14 protein-coding genes and 1 pseudogene are annotated in these 23536 nt (G+C 45.0%); 12 read left to right on the top strand and 3 right to left on the bottom strand.

Features of this window, described 5'->3' with window-relative positions:
- Window positions 1–67 precede the first annotated feature (67 nt).
- Both IDJ77_RS02610 and IDJ77_RS02605 read right to left on the bottom strand, forming a co-directional pair.
- Window positions 68–2110, bottom strand: a complete 2043-nt coding sequence (locus IDJ77_RS02610; RefSeq protein WP_191187359.1) for an alginate lyase family protein — start codon at window positions 2108–2110, stop codon at window positions 68–70.
- 421 nt (window positions 2111–2531) lie between these two features.
- Window positions 2532–3260, bottom strand: a complete 729-nt coding sequence (locus tag IDJ77_RS02605) for a GntR family transcriptional regulator (protein WP_191187358.1) — start codon at window positions 3258–3260, stop codon at window positions 2532–2534.
- A gap of 272 nt (window positions 3261–3532) precedes the next feature.
- Here IDJ77_RS02605 and IDJ77_RS02600 point away from each other — a divergent pair, with 272 nt between their 5' ends.
- The 9 genes from IDJ77_RS02600 (at window position 3533) to IDJ77_RS02560 (ending at window position 19066) form a co-directional block, all read left to right on the top strand.
- Window positions 3533–5341, top strand: a complete 1809-nt coding sequence (locus IDJ77_RS02600) for a class I mannose-6-phosphate isomerase (RefSeq protein ID WP_191187357.1) — start codon at window positions 3533–3535, stop codon at window positions 5339–5341.
- Window positions 5342–5346: 5 nt separating this feature from the next.
- Window positions 5347–6777, top strand: coding sequence for a sugar porter family MFS transporter (locus IDJ77_RS02595; protein WP_191187356.1), 1431 nt, complete (start codon window positions 5347–5349; stop codon window positions 6775–6777).
- Window positions 6778–6868: 91 nt separating this feature from the next.
- Complete coding sequence (locus IDJ77_RS02590) at window positions 6869–10012, top strand: SusC/RagA family TonB-linked outer membrane protein (protein ID WP_224750932.1); 3144 nt, start codon at window positions 6869–6871, stop codon at window positions 10010–10012.
- Window positions 10013–10035: 23 nt separating this feature from the next.
- The gene (locus IDJ77_RS02585; RefSeq protein WP_191187354.1) at window positions 10036–11652 is read left to right on the top strand and encodes a RagB/SusD family nutrient uptake outer membrane protein; all 1617 of its coding nucleotides are present in this window, start codon (window positions 10036–10038) and stop codon (window positions 11650–11652) included.
- A gap of 33 nt (window positions 11653–11685) precedes the next feature.
- Window positions 11686–12804: a SusE domain-containing protein gene (locus IDJ77_RS02580; RefSeq protein ID WP_191187353.1), complete on the top strand. Its 1119-nt coding sequence runs from the start codon at window positions 11686–11688 to the stop codon at window positions 12802–12804.
- A gap of 80 nt (window positions 12805–12884) precedes the next feature.
- The gene (locus IDJ77_RS02575; RefSeq protein WP_191187352.1) at window positions 12885–14096 is read left to right on the top strand and encodes a glycoside hydrolase family 76 protein; all 1212 of its coding nucleotides are present in this window, start codon (window positions 12885–12887) and stop codon (window positions 14094–14096) included.
- Between the two features lie 47 nt (window positions 14097–14143).
- A complete protein-coding gene (locus IDJ77_RS02570; RefSeq protein WP_191187351.1) occupies window positions 14144–16507 on the top strand; it encodes a GH92 family glycosyl hydrolase in 2364 nt (787 codons plus the stop codon).
- A gap of 79 nt (window positions 16508–16586) precedes the next feature.
- Window positions 16587–17822 (top strand): glycoside hydrolase family 76 protein, encoded by a 1236-nt coding sequence (locus IDJ77_RS02565; protein ID WP_224750931.1) that lies wholly within the window; start codon window positions 16587–16589, stop codon window positions 17820–17822.
- 47 nt (window positions 17823–17869) lie between these two features.
- Window positions 17870–19066: a glycoside hydrolase family 76 protein gene (locus tag IDJ77_RS02560; protein ID WP_191187350.1), complete on the top strand. Its 1197-nt coding sequence runs from the start codon at window positions 17870–17872 to the stop codon at window positions 19064–19066.
- A gap of 161 nt (window positions 19067–19227) precedes the next feature.
- Here IDJ77_RS02560 and IDJ77_RS02555 read toward each other — a convergent pair.
- Window positions 19228–19341: pseudogene (locus IDJ77_RS02555) on the bottom strand (alpha/beta fold hydrolase); the annotation flags it as partial.
- A 284-nt stretch (window positions 19342–19625) separates the two neighbouring features.
- On the opposite strand from IDJ77_RS02555, the gene IDJ77_RS02550 reads away from it, so the two are divergent.
- From IDJ77_RS02550 to IDJ77_RS02540, 3 genes are all read left to right on the top strand, one after another.
- Window positions 19626–20210, top strand: a complete 585-nt coding sequence (locus IDJ77_RS02550; RefSeq protein ID WP_191187349.1) for an RNA polymerase sigma factor — start codon at window positions 19626–19628, stop codon at window positions 20208–20210.
- Window positions 20211–20315: 105 nt separating this feature from the next.
- Entirely contained in the window at window positions 20316–21242 is a 927-nt protein-coding gene (locus tag IDJ77_RS02545; RefSeq protein ID WP_191187348.1) for an ABC transporter ATP-binding protein, read from the top strand.
- 5 nt (window positions 21243–21247) lie between these two features.
- Window positions 21248–23524: a Gldg family protein gene (locus tag IDJ77_RS02540; protein WP_191187347.1), complete on the top strand. Its 2277-nt coding sequence runs from the start codon at window positions 21248–21250 to the stop codon at window positions 23522–23524.
- Window positions 23525–23536 lie beyond the last annotated feature (12 nt).

Below are 23536 nucleotides of genomic sequence, written 5' to 3'. Positions count from 1 at the left end.
TGGAACAGGTTAGAATATGCTGAACGATAACAACAGAGTATACCTTCTGGTATAGGCATTGCGTGTTTCACTGTTCAATTTTGACATGGTCAAACGTAACGGTTGTGCTTAGCTGTGTTTTGCCGGCAGCGACTGCCAGCCCTATATAAACCGGCGCAGAATTACGAGATTCAGTTTGGCCAATTTCCTGCCAGTTTTGTCCATCTGTGGAAATCGCTGATATCACTAAATTTCCTTTTTTTTCCAGTTTTAACCAAATATTTCCTACCAGTCGGCTATAGGTAACGCCCGGTGCCGACAAGGGTAAACTGGAGGCGATTGTTCTCATATTTTCGTTTTGGCCCTCTCGCAATTTGTGTTTTGCAGACCACTCCGGAGCTTCGATCTGTTTTGAAATTTCCGGCCCAATAATAATGGCCGCTGTGGGTGCATTAATTTGCAACCCTTGCCGAACGATAAGGCCGAATTGCGAAAATTGCGAACTTAATTGGGGAACGTAACGAACGGTGATGGAGCCGTTTCCAATCATTCGTTGGTAAAGATAAGTAAAGTGATCGGCAGCACTGTCTAATCCAGTTCCCATACCCTCAACCCTATACTGGGTGCCGTCAAATGATACAGTTCCGGAGCTTGCACTTTTGTTATGTAAACTGTTTGGCTTCGCTGTCGGGGTTAAAAGGCCAATATCCTTAATCGACCATTTATCAGGCAAACCGGTAGCTATCGAAGCCGGATAGCTGGGCGCGCTTTCTCCGTATTGATTTTGAGCTGAAACTGTGTAATAATAAATTTGATGAGGTTTAGCTGACTTATCCAAAAAAAATGGTTCCCTAACAGATTTAGCAATGATCTGGTAATTGCGGCCCGGAAACGTTGACCGCTTGATTTTATAGCATTTACTGCCTTCAACCGGAACCCAACCCAATTGGTTTGCTTTTCCCGAAGTTTCAATAGTCAAGCCGGCCGGAGCAGATGGAGGAGATGAATGTAAATCATCCGGGCCAGATCGGCTATATAAAAAGGTGCCAAACCCAATATGATCAGCGCCAGGTAACCCTTGAGGTTCCGGCCGAATTCTGGTAGCTGCTTCTGCAGTGTAAGGGGCGGACATGCCCCGTCTTTTTACAAAATGGTTATACAATTCCTCATAAATAGCCCTGATTTTGCCGCGCCCTTCCTCTGATATCTTATAGTGAGTATATTTTCCGGTCCTGTCTGCAGTAGCAACAAAAGGCACATCATAGCCAAGGTTATATTTGGCAGTGTATTCAAATCCTTTTAACAACAAATTATCATCATATCCATATAAATCTAAACCCTGATGCCAGGCCATTTCGCAGCAGTCGGCCAAATGTGCGAGCCCTAATTGTGTATGAGCCTGATCCCTGCCGCTTTCCTGGCATTGCCCGGTCTGATTAATGATGTAATTAGGTAGACTACCGTCGCCTGCTCCATTTTTGTAATAGCGAATGGCATTTTCAAATATTCCCCTGTCATTACAAAATATGCCAATGGCCATAACTGTCTTTAAAGCAGCTGCATCCCAATTGCCATTGGCAAACGGTGCGAAATTTTTTATAACCGGATAAATTACTTCTTTAAAATGCTTCTCCGTTTTTTTTATATCCTCATTATTCCATTCGGGATAAGTATAGCGAAGCAGTTCGGCTGCGTTGATCATTTTAAACGGTCCTAAACCAGCCATCAAAACAGCGTCCTTTCCGCTTATTGTTTTTAATTTATCTGACCAGGCGTTAATGATTTCAACCGCTTTTTGTGCATATAGTTTATTGTCTGATATTGCCCACATCATTGCGTTTTGATAAGCTGCATTGGCATCGTTGTCATAAATTGTTTGCCCAACTGTGGGATTACGGCTCACGACAGACAAGGGGCCCTGCATCTGGTAGCTATACTGGCTTTGCAAATGTTGTTTGAATGTATCATAGCCGGATGTTATATCAGCCTGACCATCGGAAATGCCCTTTCTAATGCGGGCAATATCTTCTTTTCCGGATAGAAGTCCCGGGTGTTTAAATTGTTGGCCGAAAGCCAAATTGTGAATGCTATTCCAAAGGAACGTAATTAAGAATATGTATTTGATCTTCATTATTTGAATAGTAAGGCAATTAATAAAAGCGGTTCCCGTCTGTTATTTGTTTCTGATAATGACCGACATCACATTGACAATTTTTAAAGTTAAGAATACTCATTTGTGTTGAAGGTTGCATTTGGCACCGTAGTTTGAAGCATAATAGAGCCTAAAAATGCGTTATCCCGATAGAAAATAATTATTCAGAAATGGTAAACACCGGAAAAGAGTTTCTTTTATACTTGCGATCCGTTTAAACCGTTCACGAATGCAGCAAGCACAGTTTTCCATCTGAAGAGGAAACAATCAGGCGCAAAAAAAGCGGAAATTTTCGGGTAGAAAATTTCCGCTTTTTAATACTTCATTACCCAAATTTGTATTAAGATAGCCAGTAACGGAGGTTGTTATTTTGAACAGTGTTAAATTGAATTTAAAAAGATCATCTGCTACTTTCAACCGTATAAACAAAGCTATCGGCCTTATAATAACCAATATTAAATTCTATAGGGCGCTCGCCCTGGTCGAAAACAAAGCGTTTTCGGAACAGGATAGGGCTGCCTATTGGCACACGCAGCTTTTCGGCAATGAATTTATCAGCAGCGATGGCGCTGATCTCTTCTTTGGATAGTGTTGCAATAACCGAATGCTCATGTTCCAGTAATTCATACAGCGGCCGTTTGAAATCCTCATCGCCGGTTAAACCCACCCGGGGGTGAAAGTACGAAGCGAAATATACAAAGGGTTCATCCGTTTTCCCCCTCACGCGTTCCATTTTTAAGACCTGTTTATCGGGTTTAATTTCAAAAAACCGCATTACTTCTGTATTGGGCATTTCCCAGGTAACATGTAGTTCAAAGTTCCTGATAGTGATGCCTCTCAATTTCATTTCCTGCGAAAAGCTAAGCCAATTGTTTGATTTTGAACTTACTCCGGCTTGTGCAACTTTGGTGCCCAATCTTTTTTTTCGCACTAATAGCCCTTCAAAAACCAATTTGTTAATAGCCTGCCTGAGCGTAGTGCGAGATATAGCCAGCATTTTTGCCAGCTCAACCTCGTTGGGCATTATTTTGCCATTTTGATATTCTTCTTCGGCAATAAGCTGCCTTAAAAGGGTTTCTGCCTGGGCGTGCAGTGGGATAGGGCTTTTATGATCTATGGAGTAGCGCATAACGGTTTACAGTAATACAAGTATAATGAATTTTATTAAATAGTTATTATGTACAAACATATTACCTTTAAAAAATGCTTAATGGTGTAGTTTTTACACTTTTGGTAGCCAAAAATATAATTCAATATTTAATTTGGATAATTAAATATTTTTTTATGTTTGTACATTATTACTTTATAAACCAGTAATTACCGCCATTTTTTTGAATACCAATAGCAACAAGGTGGTGTTTTTATATCTAAATTAATATGTACATACATTACTACAAATAAATGAATACTGAAATTAAGAATGATCAGCAGATAGAGTTAGAGGAAAACGACTTGCGTAAAACATCGCAGTACCTTATGCCCGCTAAGTTGGATGGCTCATTCACCGGCCTCGGCGAATATGATGTGTACCCTTTTTGCAGTTTAGGCAACGGTAAGATCATTAGCGGATATAAGTCGCTTGCTGCTTGGATAACACAGCAAAAAACCGTGGTGATTGACGGGTACGCCGGTGTTTTTTTCGACAAGGTAAAAGATGAACTGGATCGGCTGTTCGCAAAGGAAGGCCTTTTAGTTAACTGGGTAAAAACAGCCGACTTTTTAAAAGATACAGAAGAGGTACAACAATTGGTTGCGCCGTTTTTGGGCGAATATGAATCTGTATGGGGAACCAAATGCGCTTTGGAGCTTACCGATCTTTTTAAAGCCGAACTTACCGCCCAATTGCCTGATGAATCGGCCGCGATCAATATTATCATCGGCCCGGGCGCTGCTTTGGCCAACTGGGATGCAGCAATTATTTATATCGATCTGCCGAAGAACGAACTGCAGTTTAGGATGCGGGCCGGTTCTGTTACCAACCTTGGCGCTGCTAAAATTGCCGAGCCTTTCCAGATGTATAAACGCTTTTACTTTGTGGATTGGGTACTGCTCAACAACCACAAAAAAGCCATTCTTGATAAAATAACTGTAGTTGCAGACGGGCAATGGCCAAACACCATCAACTGGATGTTTAAAACAGATCTTACGGATGGTTTGAACACAATAAGCCGTTCAACCATCAGGGTGCGGCCCTGGTTTGATCCCGGTGCATGGGGCGGGCAATGGATAAAAGATCATATCAAAAACATCAACACCGACGTAGTTAACTATGCCTGGTCGTTTGAATTGATCGTGCCCGAGAACGGGATTGTGTTTGAAAGTGAGGGTAACTTACTGGAGGTTTCCTTTGATACCCTGATGTTTCACAACAACCAACAGGTATTAGGAAAACACGCGGATAGATTTGGTGATGAGTTCCCTATCCGTTTCGATTTCCTGGACACTTTTGACGGCGGCAATCTTTCCATCCAGTGCCACCCAACGCTGAAATACATCCGCGAAAACTTTGGGGAGAATATCACTCAGGACGAGACCTATTACATTTTAGACTGTGACGAAAACGCCAATGTTTACCTCGGTTTCCAGGAAAGCATAAACCCTGCGAAATTCAGAACGGTACTGGAAGAAAGCCAGGCTGCCGGTAAAGAGATAGATATAGAAGAATACGTGCAATCGCATCCCGCCAAAAAGCATGATCTGTTTCTGATCCCTAACGGAACTGTGCATAGCGCCGGTGCGGGCAACCTGGTGCTGGAGATCAGCGCCACGCCTTACATCTTCACCTTTAAAATGTACGATTGGGTGAGGCTCGACCTGGAAGGTAACCCAAGGCCAATTAACATCGACCACGCTTTTAATAATCTTGACTTCGACCGTAAAGGCAGCCGGGTGCAGGATGAACTGATCTCTAAACAACAAGTGATTGAGCAGGCCGAAGGCTGGCAAATAGTGCATGTGCCAACGCATGCCGATCATTTTTACGATGTGCACCGTGTGGAGTTTGATAGCCAGATCACAATTGCTACTCACAATTGCTGCCATGTATTAATGCTGGTTGAAGGCCTGGCTGTCAGTATTGAAACTGCTGATGGTACGCTTAAAGAATATGCCTACGCCGAAACGGTGGTTATACCTGCAGCTGCGGTTTCATACAAATTAACCAACCTGGGCAATGGCCGTGCAAAGGTTATTAAAGCATTTTTAAAATAAGTATCATGAGTATAGCTGTAAATAATACTGCAACAGCCCAAAAGAGCAATATATACCTGTACCTGGTGTGTTTGGTTGCTGCACTGGGTGGGTTTTTATTTGGATTTGATACTGCAGTAATTTCCGGTACGATCAGCCTCGTAAGAACCGATTTTAATTTAAGCCCGGTAAGCGAAGGCTGGTTTGTAAGTTGCGCACTGTTGGGTTGTATATTGGGAGTAAGCTTTTCGGGAAAGCTGAGCGACAAATACGGCAGAAAGATCGTACTGATCATTTCTGCGATTTTATTCCTTGCTTCTGCCGTAGGCTGTATGTTCTCCGGTTCATTTACAACACTGGTGATCTTTAGGCTGATAGGTGGTTTGGGGATCGGCGTAGCATCCATGGTGTCGCCGCTTTATATCTCCGAATTTGCGCCATCACGGCTTAGGGGAATGATGGTTTCGCTTTACCAGCTGGCGTTAACCATAGGTATTGTATTGGCATATTTCAGCAATGCTTACCTGGCCAATCATGCATCAGAAACCCATAGTGGTGATATGATGCACAAAATATTTTCGGCAGAGGTGTGGCGCGCCATGCTTGGTTTGGGTGCTCTGCCCGCCGGTATCTTCTTACTGTGTTTGTTTTTGGTGCCCGAATCGCCGAGGTGGCTTCTTTTGAAAGGGCAGGAGCAAAAAGCGACTGACATCTTAACTAAGATAGACGGAGCGCATGCGGCGAGTAACGAGATAAAAGCTTTTAAAGAGCAGGGAGATGACAACAGCACCTCTATAAAAGAACTATTCACCCCGGTTTACCGCAAAGCTTTGTGGATAGGCCTTTTACTACCGTTCCTATCGCAGGTATGCGGCATTAATGCGGTGATCTATTACGGCCCGCGCATTTTGGAGCAGGCCGGTTTTACCCTCAATAATGCGCTTGGCGGGCAGGTTACCATTGGGCTTGTGAATGTGGTTTTCACCTTCGTAGCCATTTTTACTGTAGATAAATGGGGGAGGCGGCCACTATTGTTCGCAGGCGTAGGCGGTGCGGTGCTATCGCTCGTGGTTATTGGTGCATTGTTTGCGCTTGGCCTTACTTCCGGGCCCTGGATCCTGATCTTTATTCTTGCATTCATATCCTGCTTCGCCTTTTCGTTCGGCCCGGTTTGCTGGGTTGTTGTGGGCGAGATCTTCCCAAATGCTATTCGTGGCAAGGCCATGGCGCTGGCTACCCTATCGTTATGGGTGGGCAACTTTTTAGTGGGCCAGTTAACACCCGTAATGCTGGAGGGCTTAGGCTCGGCATGGACGTTTTGGTTGTTTGCCCTATGCTGTTCACCAGCATTTTGGCTCACCTGGAAACTGATCCCCGAAACCAAGGGCCGTTCGCTGGAAAATATTGAAGCTTATTGGAAAGACACTTATCATAAATCCCCTAAAATCATGAAATAAGAAAAACACAGAAAACACCTGCAACTAAGCGGGCTGAGAATCCGCGTCACAATTAATCAGAAAAATCCAAAATAAACCAATTGCTATGAGAATGAAATTATTACAAAAACTAAAAAAATTAAGGAGGTTTTATAACACCCCCTTTCTGCTGATACTCTTTTGTATCGCAGTGCTCAACTACAGCGTTGCACAGGCATCTGCCCTTGCTGCTGCCAACACCGCAGGGATAGCCGATATTACCGTTACCGGGCGTGTGCTTGATGAGCAAAAACAACCGCTACCGGGTGTAAACATTAGTATAGCCGGCACTACGGTTGGTACCGTTACCGATGTAAACGGTAATTATAAACTCACCATGCCCGATGCTTATGCCAGCCGGAGTTTAACTTTTTCTTTTATAGGCTACACCACACAGCAAATTGCCATTGCAGGTAATAGCCAGATTAATGTAAGCCTGATTCCTGCCAATAACAATTTGAACGAGGTTGTTGTGGTTGGTTACGGTACACAATCACGAGTAACCCTTACCGGGGCTGTTAGCCAGATAAGTGCAAAAAGCATCGAGAATAAGCCGGTGCTGAACACACTGCAGGCTTTACAGGGCGAGGCGCCCAACTTAATTATTCAGCAGAGCTCCCTTAACCCGGGCAGTAATGTAACCATCAATATTCGTGGTGTGGGGACGCTGGGTAATAACGACCCTTTGGTAGTTATAGATGGTATCATCGGTGGTAATATCAACACGCTAAATCCTAACGATATAGCGAGCGTGTCGGTTTTAAAAGATGCCGGTGCAGCAGCTATATACGGTTCGCGTGCAGCGAACGGCGTATTATTGGTTACTACAAAAAGCGGTAAACTAAATCAAAAACCGGCGTTTTCTTACAATGCAAGTTACGGCTTGCAGGACCCTAAAGTGCTGGTAAAAAAAGTGCATGCCTGGGATAACGCTTATTACAAAAATCAATCATTAATAAACTCGGGGCTGCCGCCAATTTATACGCCCGATGATATCCAGGCATTAAAAGATGCCGGCGATGGCACATGGGATGTGGAGCACTTGCTACAAAATGCACCGCAGCAATCGCATAATGTAAGTATCAGCGGTGGTGGCGAAACCAACTCCTACTACCTGTCAGCAGGTTATCAGGATCAAAAAAGCAACCTGATAGGCAACGGTGGTTCGGGTGCTGATTTTGGCTACACCAAATACAACGTCCGCTTTAACCAAACATCGCTTATTGGTATCCTACGTGTAAACATGATCCTGAATTACACTAAAACCCGCAACAAAACCAACAGCGTTGGCGACAATAACATTTTTGCCGATGCTAACCGCGTTCCGCTAAACTATAGCTGGAAAGATGCCGACGGTAATTACTTAACCAATGCGGTAGCTTCACAATACAATGAATATGGCGTGCTGGAAAAAGGTGGTTTTAACCAGTCGGACAACGACGAGATCTTCGGAAACTTTAACGGGCAGTTGAACATCACAAAAGACCTGAAGTTAACCGGTTTATTTGGTGGAACCATAACCAACAATGGCAATTTCTTCCGCCGTACAAAGGTTAACTATGTACCTGCAGGAGTGTATGGAGACGACCTTTCGGTATTGGATAATAACGGCAAATCGTTATTGCTGAATACCCAATTGTTATTGGAGTATAACAAAACCATTAAAGACCATACTTTTAAAGTATTATTTGCCGCATCGAATGAAAACTTTAGCAACAGAGGGTTCCAGCTGCAGAAAACGCTTACAGATCCCTTTCTGGGCACATCAACAACGGGCACGTTAATAGATGCGATAAACTCCTACAATAGTATCGGCCAGGATCAAACAAGCCGCAACTCGATATTTTCAAGAGTGAACTACTCTTATAAAGGCAAGTACTTATTTGAAGCTACCTTGCGCGACGATATTTCATCGAAGTTTGCCAAAGGCAACAGGGCAGGATTTTTTCCGGCCGTTAGTTTAGGCTGGCTGCTATCCGAAGAATCTTTTATGGAACCGGTTAAAAACAGCATTAGCAATTTAAAACTGCGTGCTACTTACGGTGTTTTGGGTAACGAGAACGTTGGCTCGTACCAATATCAAACCACCTACTTTAACTACCCAATTGCATATGGTTTCAATAATCAATCGGTGGGAGGCGCGGGCTTTAACATTAGCAACAAAGACCTTACCTGGGAAAAGGCGGCAACGCTTAATGTAGGCGTAGATCTTGGTTTCTTCAACAACGCGCTGAATGTACAATTAGATTATTTCAATAAAACTACGAGTGATATTCTGCAGCCCCGTTATGATGTACCGAGAGTATTTGGTGCCGGCTTACCCGATTATAACGTAGCTAAAATGAACAATAAAGGATGGGAAGCTAATGTAACCTATAACTTTAGCACGAATGCAGTATCGCATAGCATCAGCTTTAATATTGCCGATAGCAAAAACAAGCTGCTAACATTAACCGGTGGTACCACCGAGCAGATCATTAACCAGGACGTGTTCCAGCTGATAAGGAAAGTTGGGCAGCCTATCACTCAATATTATGGTTACGAAACCAACGGCTTTTTCCAAAACCAGGCCGATATTGATGCATCGCCAAAAATTGCGGGCGCAGCCGTTGGCGCGGGCGATCTGAAGTTTAAAGATCTAAACAGCGATGGTATAATCGACGAAAAAGATAAAACCGTTTTAGGTAACCCTTTCCCGCGTTACACCTTTGGCTTTACCTACAGGTTAGCTTTCAAAGGCATCGATTTCTCCTTCTTTATCCAGGGTGTTGGCAAACGTGATGCATTCTTACGCGGCGAGCTTGTTGAACCGTTCCACTACAACTACGGGCAGACATTGTACGACCACATGACCGATTACTGGACTCCTGAAAATCCCGATGCAAGGTACCCAAGGCTGGCTGCTATCGGCTCGGCTTCCAATACTTACAACTGGCGCACCGGATCTGATCTGTACAAGTACGATGCCGCCTACGCAAGGTTGAAAAATGTGAACATTGGTTACACCTTCCCAAAAAGCATCAGCAAAAAAGCGGGGATGGAGCGGTTAAGGATCTCTCTTATCGGCCAAAACCTTTACACCTTAACCAAAATGAAATTTATTGACCCTGAAACAACCGAGTTTGGCAACAACGTTAGTGTTGGCTCCGGTTCAAACAGCGCACGGTCGTACCCGCTGCCGGTATTTTATGGTGCAGGCATAGACATCACTTTTTAAGTACAATATTAAAAAAGACGAACATGAAATTTCTAAATAAACTTTGTATCGCATTTATGGTGGCCACCGCGGCAACCGGGTGCAAGAAACTTGATCTGGCCCCAACCGACAGGTTTTCGGACCTAACCTTTTGGACCGTTGATGCCAACGTATATAACGCGCTTAACAACAACTACAGCTTAATTTATAACAGCGGTATCTACTTTTACAACGAGGCTACTTCTGATAATGCCTACAGCTCATCGGGCGATTACTCGCTGATAGCCAGCGGCAACTTTACGGCATCGCAGGGTAAGTTTTTAAACGACTGGGCTTATTATTACAGCACCATTAAGTCGTGTAATATATTCCTGGCCAATATAGATCAGAATAAAACCCTTTCTGCCGATGTAATTGCCCGTTTAAAAGCCGAAACCCGTTTTATACGCGCTTTCGAGCATTTTAACCTGGCTAAATGGTATGGCGATGTGCCACTGATTGATAAGGATATTACTGCCGATGAAGCAAAAACCATTGCCCGCTCGCCAAAGGCTACGGTAATTAAGTTTGTGATAGATGAACTGGAGGCTGCCGCTGCTGCGCTACCTACCAAAGACCAGATCCCGGCCAGCGAGAACGGCCGGATTACCAAAGGTGCCGCATTGGCTTTAGAGGCACGGGTGTTATTGTATGAAGGTAACCGTATGGCCGACGTTGCGGCGATTTGTGAAAAATTAATGGGCGGGCAGGCTGGTGCTTACAGCCTGGTAAGCAACTACAGCGATCTGTTCAGCAACCCAACGGTTAATAAAACCAATAACGAAAGCTTGCTTTCCCTGCAATATGTGCCGAGCATCCGCACCTGGGGCGAGTTTTTCGATTTTGCACCACGATCTGTAGGTGGCCGCGTAAGTGGTATGTCGCCAACGCAGGAACTGGTGGATAGCTACATCACACTAAATGGCAAAGGCATTAACGATGCCGGCTCCGGCTACGTGGAAAGCAATCCTTACACAAACCGCGATCCGCGCCTTACCGCCACTGTGGTTTATGATAAATACAATTGGGTAAACGGCAACGGCACAAGCAAAACCATTTATATTAAGCCCGGTACCGACCCAGACGCTGGGCGTCTGGACGAATATAACCCAGCTTCGCAGGCATCATCGCCAACAGGCTACTACTGGCGCAAATATTTCGACCCAATTGCGCAGACCTCTTTTACATCAGGCTCAAACCTGCACCTGATCAGGTATGCCGAAGTGCTGCTGGATTATGCGGAAGCCAAACAAAGCCTCGGCCAGATGGATGCAACCGTATGGAACAACACCATCGGTCTGCTTCGCCGCCGCGCGGGCTTTACCGATGCGGGTGCTTTGGATTTTCCCGGTACTGCTGATATGACCAATATCATCCGCAGGGAGCGTAGGGCAGAGCTGGCCATGGAAGGCCTCCGTACCGATGATATCCGCCGCTGGAAAACTGCAGAAACCGTATTGAACGGCTTTGCACACGGTGCCAAATTTGGCGATGCAGGGGTTGATAACGGTTACATCCGCGCGCAAAAACGCCAGTTCGATCCGGCTAAGAATTATTTGTGGCCTATCCCGGCATCAGAGATCGGGCTGGATCCAAACCTTACGCAAAACCCGGGTTATTGATATCGTTAAACCAATTTGAAAAATTATAAAGCAATGAGAAAATTTATCCAATCGGGCGGTGTGCTGTTAATGGCCATGCTCGTAATTACCTCCTGTAAAAAGGAAGTAAAACCATTAAACCTGAATTTAACTTCAGTAGGTAACCTCAGCCTGCCGGCAAACAACACAACGGTAGCGCTTGCCCCGGCAACACCGGCATCGGTTGATTTTCAATGGAGTGCCGCTAACGCCGCAGATGGCGATTATGTATTGTACCAGATAGCATTTGATAAAGAAGGCGGCGACTTTAGTAAGCCGGTTTATAAAACCGTATCGAACGGGGGCGGCGTAGAAACCAAAATTACCCTTACGCACAAAGATCTGAACAAGATAGCAAACATGGGCGGTATTGCTGCATCGTCAACCGGTAAGTTAAAATGGACCGTGCTGGCATCAAAAGGTACAAATGTAGTGGCGTCATCAGAGTCGAGAACGATCCAATTGAGCAGGCCCGCAGGATTTGCCGAGATACCTGTTGATATGTACATCACCGGTTCGGCTACCGAGGGTGGCGCTGATATTACCAAAGCCGTTAAGCTAAAAAAGAACGAAGAGGGTGTGTTTGAAATTTACACTTCGCTAAAAGCCGGGAACTATTTTTTAACGGATAAACCCAGCGACGCAGGTAAAAAATACTACGTGGATGGCGGTTTAATAAAAGAAGGCAGTACGCCGGTAACCATTAGCGCGGATAAAAAATACAAACTCACGTTTGATTTTAATGTGGCCACTACTTCCAGCGTAGAAATTCAGTCGGTTGGTTTATGGATGTCGGCGTATGGTTCAGAGATAGGGCAGCTTAATTACATTGGCAACAGCACCTGGGAAATTGCCAGTTTACCAATTGAGTTTTACCAGTTTTCGTGGGGGCGCGATGAGCGTTACAAGTTTGTAGTGCATACCTCTGCGGGCATCCATTACATGGGCAGCTCCAGGGGCGATAATGGCCCGCCTGCGGGCCAGGCGGCTTCTTACTTTTTCCTGCTGCCGGTTACAAACGACCAATGGGCCAATACCTATAAATTCGATCCTTCGGCAGACCGTCACAACGTAAAAGTGGATGTGAACTTTAAAACCGATGGTGCCTATACACATACAGTAACCACTTTATAAATAATAAGGCAAACGTTCCTTGTTAACAGATCACCTGCAGTGTTTTAAAACATTGCAGGTGATCTTTAAAACCTCATACTATGAAAAACTACTTATACGGATGCATGGCGGTTGTGCTTTTATTGGCAGCAGGATGTGGCAAAACACCGGTTACACCTGTTACCCCGCCGGTAACTCCGCCTGTAACGCCACCCGGTGGCGGTGGCGAGCCAACGGTATCAACTTACCTTACCAAGGCTAAGGAAACGCATGGCTTTATTGTAAGCAACCTCATGACATCGTACAGGAGTTATAAAGTAAACACCACTACCGATCCTAACAGCGCCTTTGAGTGGTATAATGCCAGCCAGATCTATGCCGATGCAGCTATGGTTGCCGCGGGTGACGCTACCTACCTGGCTGATATGAACCTCACCTTTAAATGGATGGAGAACATGTGGGACAAAGCCGACCCTAACGGGGGATACTTTGCTTTTGCTAAGTTGGATGGCAGCGGCGCATCGGGCACCAAGTATGTAGATGATAACGGGCTTACCGGTATGGTTTACCTGGATGCTTACGAAGTAACCACCGGTGCCGATAAGGCGGCTTACCTGGATAAGGCAAAGCAATGCGCCAACTGGCTGATCAAAAGCGGACTGTTTGATAATACCTACGGCGGCGGTTTTTGGTGGAACACCGAACGGAAAGTTAAACCCACACAAACCAATGGCGTTGCTTTGCAGCTTTTCTCCAAACTCTACATTATTACCGGGGATGCAACCTATAAAGATTGGGCAATATCTGTAAACGCCTGGCTTAACAGTAAAATGTATGATAGCGCCAGCGGTTTATACGTGTGGCAGTTTGAAGAAACAGGCACTCGTAACAACATTATTTTTACTTACGATAACGCAATTATGATTGAAGCCTTTTTATTGTTTGCACAGGCTACTAACGATAATAATTACGTGTCAAGGGCGCAGGCCGTAGGCAACGCCATGAACCGCGTTTTATGGGACGCACCGCATAACGTTTACATATTTAATACTGCCGACAGGAGAATAACCCCTTGCTGGTGCGGCTGGGCAACACAAGCCATGATCAAATTATACCAAACAGATAATAATGCCACCTGGCTAAATTATGCCAAAGGTAATTTGGATGCGATAAATACCGTACTTCGTAACCCCGCAAATAACGGTTACTTTCAGTTTGCCGGTTTGGACGGGGCGGGGAGGTATACGAATTACGAAGGTGTAGACCAGGCCTGGATGCAACGCTTGCAGGTAATGCTTTCCAAATATAAATAAGAAACAAACGCTGCCCGATTGGCAGCATACTATATACAGTTTTTACTATGAAATTATCTATCAGATCGGGTTTTGCGTTGTTGGCTGTTTCGCTGGCATCCTGCGGTGTGCAGCGCGAAAGTGTGCTAAAATATGTAGACCCCAATATTGGTACAGCACACAGTCGCTGGTTTTTTTATACGCCTGCTGCGGTACCTTATGGGATGGCTAAGCTCGCCCCTTCAACCAACGGGCATTATGGTAACCCAAGCGGCTGGGAGGCCGTGGGATACGATACCCGCCAAAATTCGATAGAAGGCTTTGTTCATTTTCACGAATGGCAGGTAGGCGGAGTAAGCTACATGCCAACCAACGGTGAATTAAAGGTGAAACCCGGCGATCTGGAGGGCCCTGCCGTTGGCTACCGCTCTAAATTCGACAGGAAAAACGAGGTGGCCGAACCCGGTTACTACAAAGTACTGCTGGATAATTACAATATCACTGCCGAATTAACCGCCACTAAGCGCGTGGGCTTTCAACGTTATACGTTCCCAAAGAACGGGCTATCGCACATTATACTGGATATTGGCAACAAACAGGGCGAAAGCAGCGACGTTACCGATGCCGGCATCAAAATGATCGACGATACCCATTTTGAGGGTTTTGTATTCACCTATCCCAAGTATGTAAAAATTTACGACCCCGAAGGTAAAGTTGCGATGTTCTTTTACGGCGAGCTCAGCAAAAAACCATCAAACGTTACAGCTTTCAATAAGGACAAAATCAACCCTTATGCCGCTGAAGCTAAGGGTGTAGGTGCGGGCTTGGCCCTGAATTATGAAACCATCGAAGGCGAAACCATAGAGGTGAAAACTGGCCTTTCGTACACATCATTAGCAAACGCCAAAGCTAATTATATGGCCGAAGCAACGGGTTTATCCTTCGATAAAGCAAAAGCAAACGCGCAGCAAACCTGGCAGCAGGAACTTGGTAAAATTGTTGTTGAAGGAACAAACGTACCCGATAAAACAAAGTTTTACACTGGCTTATTTCACGCCTTATTAGGCAGGGGTATTGCCAGCGATGTTAATGGCGATTATCCAAAACATGGCGGCGCCACAGGTCGCTTACCCGAACAAAGCGGCGAATTGAAGGCTGAATTTATTAACACCGACGCCATATGGGGCGGTTATTGGAATATTACGCAGTTATGGGCACTAAGCTATCCTAAATGGTACGGCAGTTTTGTAAATACGCAGTTGCAGTTGTATAAGGATAGGGGCTGGTTTGGCGATGGTATTGCCAACAGCGAATACATATCGGGCGTGGGGACAAACTTTGTCGGGCTTGCCATAGCGGCAGCCTATAACTCCGGCATCCGCAATTACGATGTTAATTTAGCTTATGATGCTGTTAAGGCCAACGACTTAAATTATAAGAACCGCATACTGGGTGCCGGTAAAATGGATACCAAAGCATTTTTAGAACATGGTTACGTGCCGCACATGGAGCAAACCGGGCGCGATTTTGTGACCGATTCTACGGGCTCCAACTTCTCTGGCTCGCATACGCTCGAATATAGTTTTAGCGCCTTTGCAACCGCCCAAATGGCAAAATCGATGGGTAAAACGGCAGATTATCAGCAGCTCATCAAATACTCCAATGGCTGGCGCCAACTTTTAAACCCTCAAAACAAATTGATGCACCCTAAACGGCTCGACGGCAAATTTGTAGACAAGTTTGACCCCTACCAGCCCTGGAGAGGTTTCCAGGAAGGGAATGCTGTACAGTACACCTTCTACGTCCCCCAAAATCCTGCCGGCCTGGTGGATGCCATTGGCAAGGATAACTTCAATAAACGGTTAGACAGCATTTTCACCGTATCAGAAAAGCTGGCCTTTGGCGGCGGTAAAACCATCGATGCATTTGCGGGCATCAACTCTATTTACAACCATGGCAACCAGCCTAACCTGCACATCAGCTGGCTGTTCAATTTTTCGGGCAAACCGTGGTTAACTCAAAAATGGACCAGGCTGATAGGGCGGGAGTTTTACGGTACCGAACCTATTCATGGTTATGGTTACGGGCAGGATGAAGACCAGGGGCAGCTGGGATCCTGGTATGTAATGAATGCACTGGGCTTGTTTGATGTTAAGGGCTTGACCGATGCCCGCCCTATAATTGAGCTGGGCAGCCCGCTTTTTGATAAAGCTGCCATCACACTGGGTAATGGCAAAACACTATCTATTACTACAAAAAATAACTCTACGGAGAATGTATATGTGCAGTCGGCCGAGTTTAATGGTAAACCATTAGATAACTGCTGGTTGTACCGCGATGAGTTGATGCAAGGGGGCAAACTGGTATTTGTTATGGGCCGCCAGCCAAATACCAATTGGGGCGTAAAAGTGCCTCCGCCATCAACACAATAACGTAGTTAGCACAAGGCCGTCGGATCAGTAGAGGGTGATTTAAAGATGAATTCTATTTAACCTTTATAAACATTCTATTATGAGAACTAACCAATCAAAAAAAGCATTGGCGGCATTCGCTATGCTTACATTTTGCCTTGCCGCATGTAAAAAAGATCATGCGCCCACCGCTGCGAAAACGGCTGTTGAAGAAACAACCACCGCCGGTAAAAAGTTGAAAACGCAAAGCACAAGTTCGGCCTATTACATTAAAGCCCACGAAACGCACAATTTTGTTTACGGCAATTTGCTCACAACTTATAACAGCTATAAAGTAAACACAACCACGCAAACCACCACCGCTTACGAATGGTATAACATCAGCCAGATCTATGCCGACGCTGAAATGGTAAAAATTGGGAATAGCGCGTACCTGCCTTACATGAATAACACCTACACATGGATGAATAACATGTGGAACGGAGCCAGCCCCACAGGCGGTTATTTCGCTGCCGCAAATGTGAACGGAACGGGTGCCGCCGGTGATAAATATACCGACGATAACGCCCTTACCGGCGTAGCCTATCTGGATGCTTACGATGTTACTACCGGCACCACAAAAACCAATTATTTAAACTCGGCAAAGGCCTGTGCCAACTGGCTCATGAACAGCGGGCAGTGGGATGCAACCTATGGCGGCGGTTTTTGGTGGAATACCATCAAAGAGAGCAAACCTACCCAAACAAACGGGCTTGCACTGCAGCTTTTCTTACGCTTATATCAAATAACCGGGCAAACTTTTTATAAGGATTGGGCAAATTCGGTAAAGGATTGGCTCATTAATAACATGCGAGATGCCACTACCGGGCTATATATCTGGAAAATTGACGGCCCCGGAGCGGGTACCAAACACACCGAGAAATTCACCTATGATAACGCTATTATGGTGGAGGCTTTTTTACTGTACGCGCAAATAATAGCCGATAACACCTTCGTAACAAAAGCGCAAAATCTAGGTGTAAGTATGAACACCACTTTGTGGAACAGTACTTATCATGTTTACATCTTTAACACAACCGACGGTAGGATAAACCCTGCCTGGTGTGTATGGGGATCGCAGGCCATGATAAAACTTTACCAGCGCGATGGCAACACCGCATGGCTGGATTACGCGCAGCAAAACATTGATTATATGAACACCAAACTGCGCAACACAACTAACCTGGGTTATTACCATTTCTGCAATTTTGACGGCAGTAATGTGGAAACCAGGCAGGAGGGCGTAGACCAGGCATGGATGCAGCGGACCCAGGGCATGCTGTCTGATTATAGATAGACGCTAAAAAAATAAAACATACAAATACATCCACCTTGAAAAAAGCTATGAGACGTAAATTTAATCCGCTTGTTCTATTATTATCGGGAGCGCTATTCGCCAATTGTTTGGATGCGGGTGCCCAGGATAAATTATCTGCGGTATACCGGTCGCGGGCAGAAACCATGTTCGCCAGGATCTGGAAGGATTACCGGGTCCCGGCCTATAAAGGATTGTTTTCGGAGAACTTTCCGTCGAACAAAAAAGATACGCTGAACTATTTTCAGGGCGCCGCTGTTACGGAAAAACCGGTGAGTTTTTTGTGGCCGTTCTCGGGTGTTTTTACGGCAACTAATATATTAATGCGGGTTCCATCGCTAAAAAGCAAGTATAAAACTTACCAGGATAGCCTTATAATAGGGGTGGAGCAGTATCACGATAGTGTCCGCCAGCCGACCGGATACCAGGCCTACCCAGTAAGGCTGGAGAAAGCCGACCGGTACTACGATGATAACGGGCTGGTAGGTATAGATTATATGGAATCGTATTTCAATACCAAAAATCAGCTATACCTTAAACGCGCTAAAGAGGTATTTAAATTTATCTATAGCGGATGGAACGACGACATGGGCGGTGGTGTAACCTGGCTCGAAGGACACAACGATCAAAAACCGGCATGTACCAATGGCATGGCAACACTAACCGCCCTTAAAATTTACCAGGGATGTAAAGAACCCTATTATCTGGAGCAAGGCAAAAAGTTTTATACCTGGATGTACAACACGCTGCGCGATTCTACAGGAGTAATAGGCAACGACATCAAAATGGATGGCAAGCTCAACCGTACTTTCTGGAGCTATAATACAGGGTCCTTACTGGAAGCTGCCGTAATACTTTACAAGGAAACCGGCGATGAAATGTACCTGGCCCAGGCGCAGCAATTGGCCAAAGATAGTTATATGCATTTTAGTACCGTGCCGCATAACAAGAACCTCACCTTGCATATCGACCTCCCATGGTTTATGACGGTATTGTTCCGTGGATATGAGGCACTTTATAAGGTTGATGGCGATTACCGATATATAGGTGCCGTTGAGCACGATCTGAACTATGCCTGGCAAAACTCGCGCGATAAATATGGTTATACAACCCATAGCTGGACACCCAATGCTGATGAGCTAAAAAAGCCAAAATGGCTTTTGGATGAGGCGTGCATTGCAGAGTTGTATGCGCGTTTAAGTATCCTGCAGAAACATAAGAAATAAAAGGTAATTGATTGGTTGGTTATATAGGCGTTTCCCGGTGGTGAGAGCCGGGGGCGCTTTTTTAAAAACAGGTGGATAGAAATTAAATAACAGAGGAAGTGGTTATTATTGGCATATCCGATCACTTCACCACCACCTGTAGAGTGGCCAATGTGAATCGCATCTTTAAGGTACAGGAAAGCGGTAAGCTCCGCTACATCAGCTGCATAAGTGTCCGTATCATGCCCTGAATCACCCTGGCTTGATCTGCCGTGGCCCCTGCGGTCGTGTGCGATAACGCGATACCCTTTTTCGAAGGAAAAACATCATCTGTCAATAATTTCAAATGCTTTTTAGGCTTGTTCGCGTTCGACATGGGGCACGAACAGCCCGAACAAGCCCGAACAAGAGTGATTTTAAACGAATCATTACTGAACAAGCCCGCAAGAATTCTAAAAGCGATCTCCCTGCTTGTTTAATCACCTTTCGACTAATATTAATCATTTTTTTATCTTTAGATATTCTTAAGGCCGCTCCCTGGTAATAAAGGCCTTGTTTACTATTGATAATTGAGCACCCCTTGGCAGATTACGGTACATACTCAGATGCTGATTTAACGGAATTATTAAGATCCGGGGACAGGTATGCGTTCACTGAAATTTACAACCGCTATAAATTAGTACTCCATAACCACGCCTGGAATAAAACCCGTAATACAGAAGAAACTCAGGATGCTATCCAGGAAGTATTCTCCACCCTATGGACAAAAAGAGAAGTTATACAAATTGGCAATAACTTATCCGGATACTTGTATACGAGTGTCAGGAACCACATCCTTAATCTTTTTGCCAAAAAGCAGGTACGGGAAAAGTACATCCATTCTATTCAACAATATTCCCTGCAAAAGACGGCCATAACTGACCACCGTGTGCGTGAATCGATGCTGCGCGATGCTATAGAAAGAGAAATAGCAGAACTGCCACCCCGTATGCGCGAAGTGTTCGAACTGAGCCGTAAGCAGCACCTCAGCCATAAAGAGATAGCTGCTATTATGGGCACTACCGAGCAAACGGTAAAAAAACAGGTTTCAAATGCCCTAAAGCAACTGCGCACCAAACTGGGCCTAATTCAATATATCTACCTGCTATGGATGCTGAAGCATTAGTTTAACATTCTTTTCACAATTATTTTATAGATCGATACCTCCGTTGGTTTAGCACATTGTCTTACGGTTATAAAGCATCCTAAAGAGGGCTTAACTGTAAAAAACGTGGAAAACAGCATTGTAAAAGCATCGCATCTGTCGCATAAATACAGCCGCGACTGGGCAATCAGAGACATTAATCTTGAAATCAGTAAAGTTGGCGTATTAGGCCTGCTTGGTTCTAACGGGGCAGGCAAATCAACCACCATGAATATCTTATGCGGCGTGCTCAACCAAACGGAAGGCACCGTGCACATAGGTGGAATAGACATTAGGCAAAAACCCGAAGACGCTAAAATGCTTATCGGTTTTCTGCCGCAAAATGCTCCGCTGCATCTCGATCTTACGGTAAGCGAATATTTAACATACTGCGCCTACCTGCGTAATATCAATAAGCGCGATATAAAAACAGCCGTTGATGCTGCTATGGAAAAATGCGGCGTGGCCCATTTTCGCTCCAGGGTAATTAATAATTTGAGTGGCGGCTACAGGCAGCGCGTGGGCATTGCGCAAAGTATTATTCACCTGCCCAAATTGGTAGTACTGGATGAGCCTACAAACGGACTGGACCCTAACCAGATATTGGAAGTACGCAAATTGATCAAAGAAATAGCTACCGAAAGGGCCGTTATCTTCTCCTCCCACATCCTGTCAGAAGTGCAGGCCACCTGCGATGATATCCGCATGATTGAGGGCGGACGTATGGTTTTTGCAGATACCATGACGGCCTTTAACAACTATATACTACCCAACTCGCTGCTGGTTTATATGGATAATCCACCGCCGATGGAAACTCTTTCAGGTATCACAGGCATTACCAAAACCGAACTTTTGAACGATGGTGGTATCCGTTTGCATTTTGACACCAGCACAAAGGTGTCTTCCCAAATTATTGAAATGGCCGTTACAAATGGCTGGCAATTAACCGAAATTATGCTGGAGAAAAGCAGCCTCGACGAAATTTTCTCTCAGTTATCAAACAAAACCACCTAAGCTTTATGATCAAGATACTTAAAATAGCCAAACTGGAGATCAGCATACTTTTTTATTCGCCGGTGGCCTGGTTGGTGCTTGCCATTTTTATGGTACAGGCGGGTACGGGATTTTTTGGCATGCTGGGCAGTTTCCAGGAATTATTTATGATGGGCGAAAAAGCCAACAACTTAACTCAGTTGCTTTTTCCTGGTATAAACGGGTTATTTGATAAGGTACTGCAAACGCTGTATTTGTATATCCCTCTGCTTACCATGGGGCTGATGAGCCGTGAGTTCAGCAGCGGTTCTATCAAATTATTACTGTCGTCCCCGGTAAAAATCAGAGAGATCATTTTAGGTAAGTACCTGGCTATGCTGTATTACGCATTAATGCTGATGGCTATATTAGGTATTTACAGCCTTATCGGCATAATGATCATCAAAGATGCTGATGTGGGTTTAATCTGCGCCGGGCTATTATCCCTCTTCCTGTTAACTGCAACTTATGCAGCCATCGGCTTATTCATGTCAAGCCTTACGGGTTACCAGGTTGTTGCCGCTATTAGTACGCTGGCTGTATTCGCTGCATTAAAATATGTGGGCGGCATTGGCCAGAGCATTGATTTTGTGCGGGACCTTACCTACTTCCTTTCATTATCAGGCCGTACCGAAAATATGCTGAGCGGCCTGATCACATCCGGTGATGTTATTTATTACCTGCTCATCATTTCGTTGTTTCTGGGCTTGACTATTTTACGCCTTAAAGCAGGCCGCGAGGCTAAAGCGCTTACCGTGCAGATAGGCAAGTATGTGGCACTGATTACGGTTGTGCTTTTTTGCGGATACATCAGTTCGAGGCCGTTAAACATTTTATATTGGGATGCTACAGCTCAAAAATCAAGAACCTTAACCCCGGCCAGCCAGGAGATAGCCCGGCAAATCAACGGTCCCTTAAAGATCACTACCTATGTGAATTTGTTGGATCAGCATGTTTACGCCGGTTTGCCGGTTTCCAGAAATACCGACCTGTCGCGCTTTGAGGATTTCCGAAGGTTCATACCCGGCATAAAAATGAACTATGTTTATTATTATGACGCTACCGATTTGGCTAACAACCCAAACATGATCTACCAGGGAGATATAAAAGGCTTAAGTGTAAAACAAATAGCAGAAAAAGTAGCCGATAACCTGCAGGTAGATGTTGGCGGCTTTTTACCCCCGAACAAGATCCGTAAAATGATCGACCTGAGTGCGGAAGGGAATACGTTTATCCGCCGCCTGTCTTATCATGGTAAAACCAGTTATTTGAGATTGTATAACGAGAATAACCAGTTTCCAGAGGAGGCCGAGATAACTGCCGCCATTAAAAAGTTGATCAGGCCGAACCAGCTAATTGTTTTTATTAATGGCGACGACGAACGTAGCATCACCCTAAAAGGTGACAGAAGTTACCAACTGTTCAGCAATGCCCGTAAAACCAGGAAATCATTAATTAACCAGGGGTTTGATGTATCAAGCGTTGATCTGAACAACGCAGATGTGCCAAAAGAGACAACCGTATTAGTGCTGGCAGATGCCGCAAAGCCGTTAAGTAACCCGGCTATACAAAGAATACAGCGTTATTTGGATGCCGGAGGCAATATGCTGATCGCAGCTGAACCGCAGCACCGCTTGGTTATTAACCCGGTTTTATTGCAACTGGGTGTACAATTATCTGCAGGTATGTTAGTTAATGCCGACAAAAAGGCCCAGCCCGATTTGGTGAGCGCCAAATTTACAGGTAAGGATAATACGTACTTTGAACAAATGACGGGGCCTTATGCAAGAGTTGCTCTACCATCAGCAGCCATGCTTATAGCGGAACCGAAGGGATTTGTGGTAGATACTTTATTAAAGAGTAACGCGGATGGCTGGAATAGGATAAAGGAGTTTGATCCATCTTCCACATCTGTAAGTTATGAGCCGCAGCAAGGTGATGAAAAAGGCAGCAAACCTTTGATGATAACGCTGACGCGCGAAAAGGGAAACAAAGTACAAAAAGTACTTATAAGTGGTGATGCTGATTTTATGAGCGACAATTTAATTGGCCAGGCTTACAATTTCCCGTTTATTAATGGCATTTTTAGGTGGTTTAGTGATGGTGGGTTCCCGGTAAAGGTGAGCCGCCCTATACCAAAAGACGATGCAATAATGGCGAACCGCAAACAATTATCTGTTTACAGATCGGTTACGCTTTGGGGGTTGCCGGCCTTGATCGTAGCCGGCGGGGCAGCGCTGCTGCTGACCAGGAAAAGAAAATAAATAGATATACCT

It is taken from the genome of Mucilaginibacter pankratovii (genome assembly GCF_014773265.1).
In the GTDB taxonomy this organism is placed as follows: domain Bacteria; phylum Bacteroidota; class Bacteroidia; order Sphingobacteriales; family Sphingobacteriaceae; genus Mucilaginibacter; species Mucilaginibacter pankratovii.
This window is presented reverse-complemented; position numbering and strand designations above follow the sequence as displayed.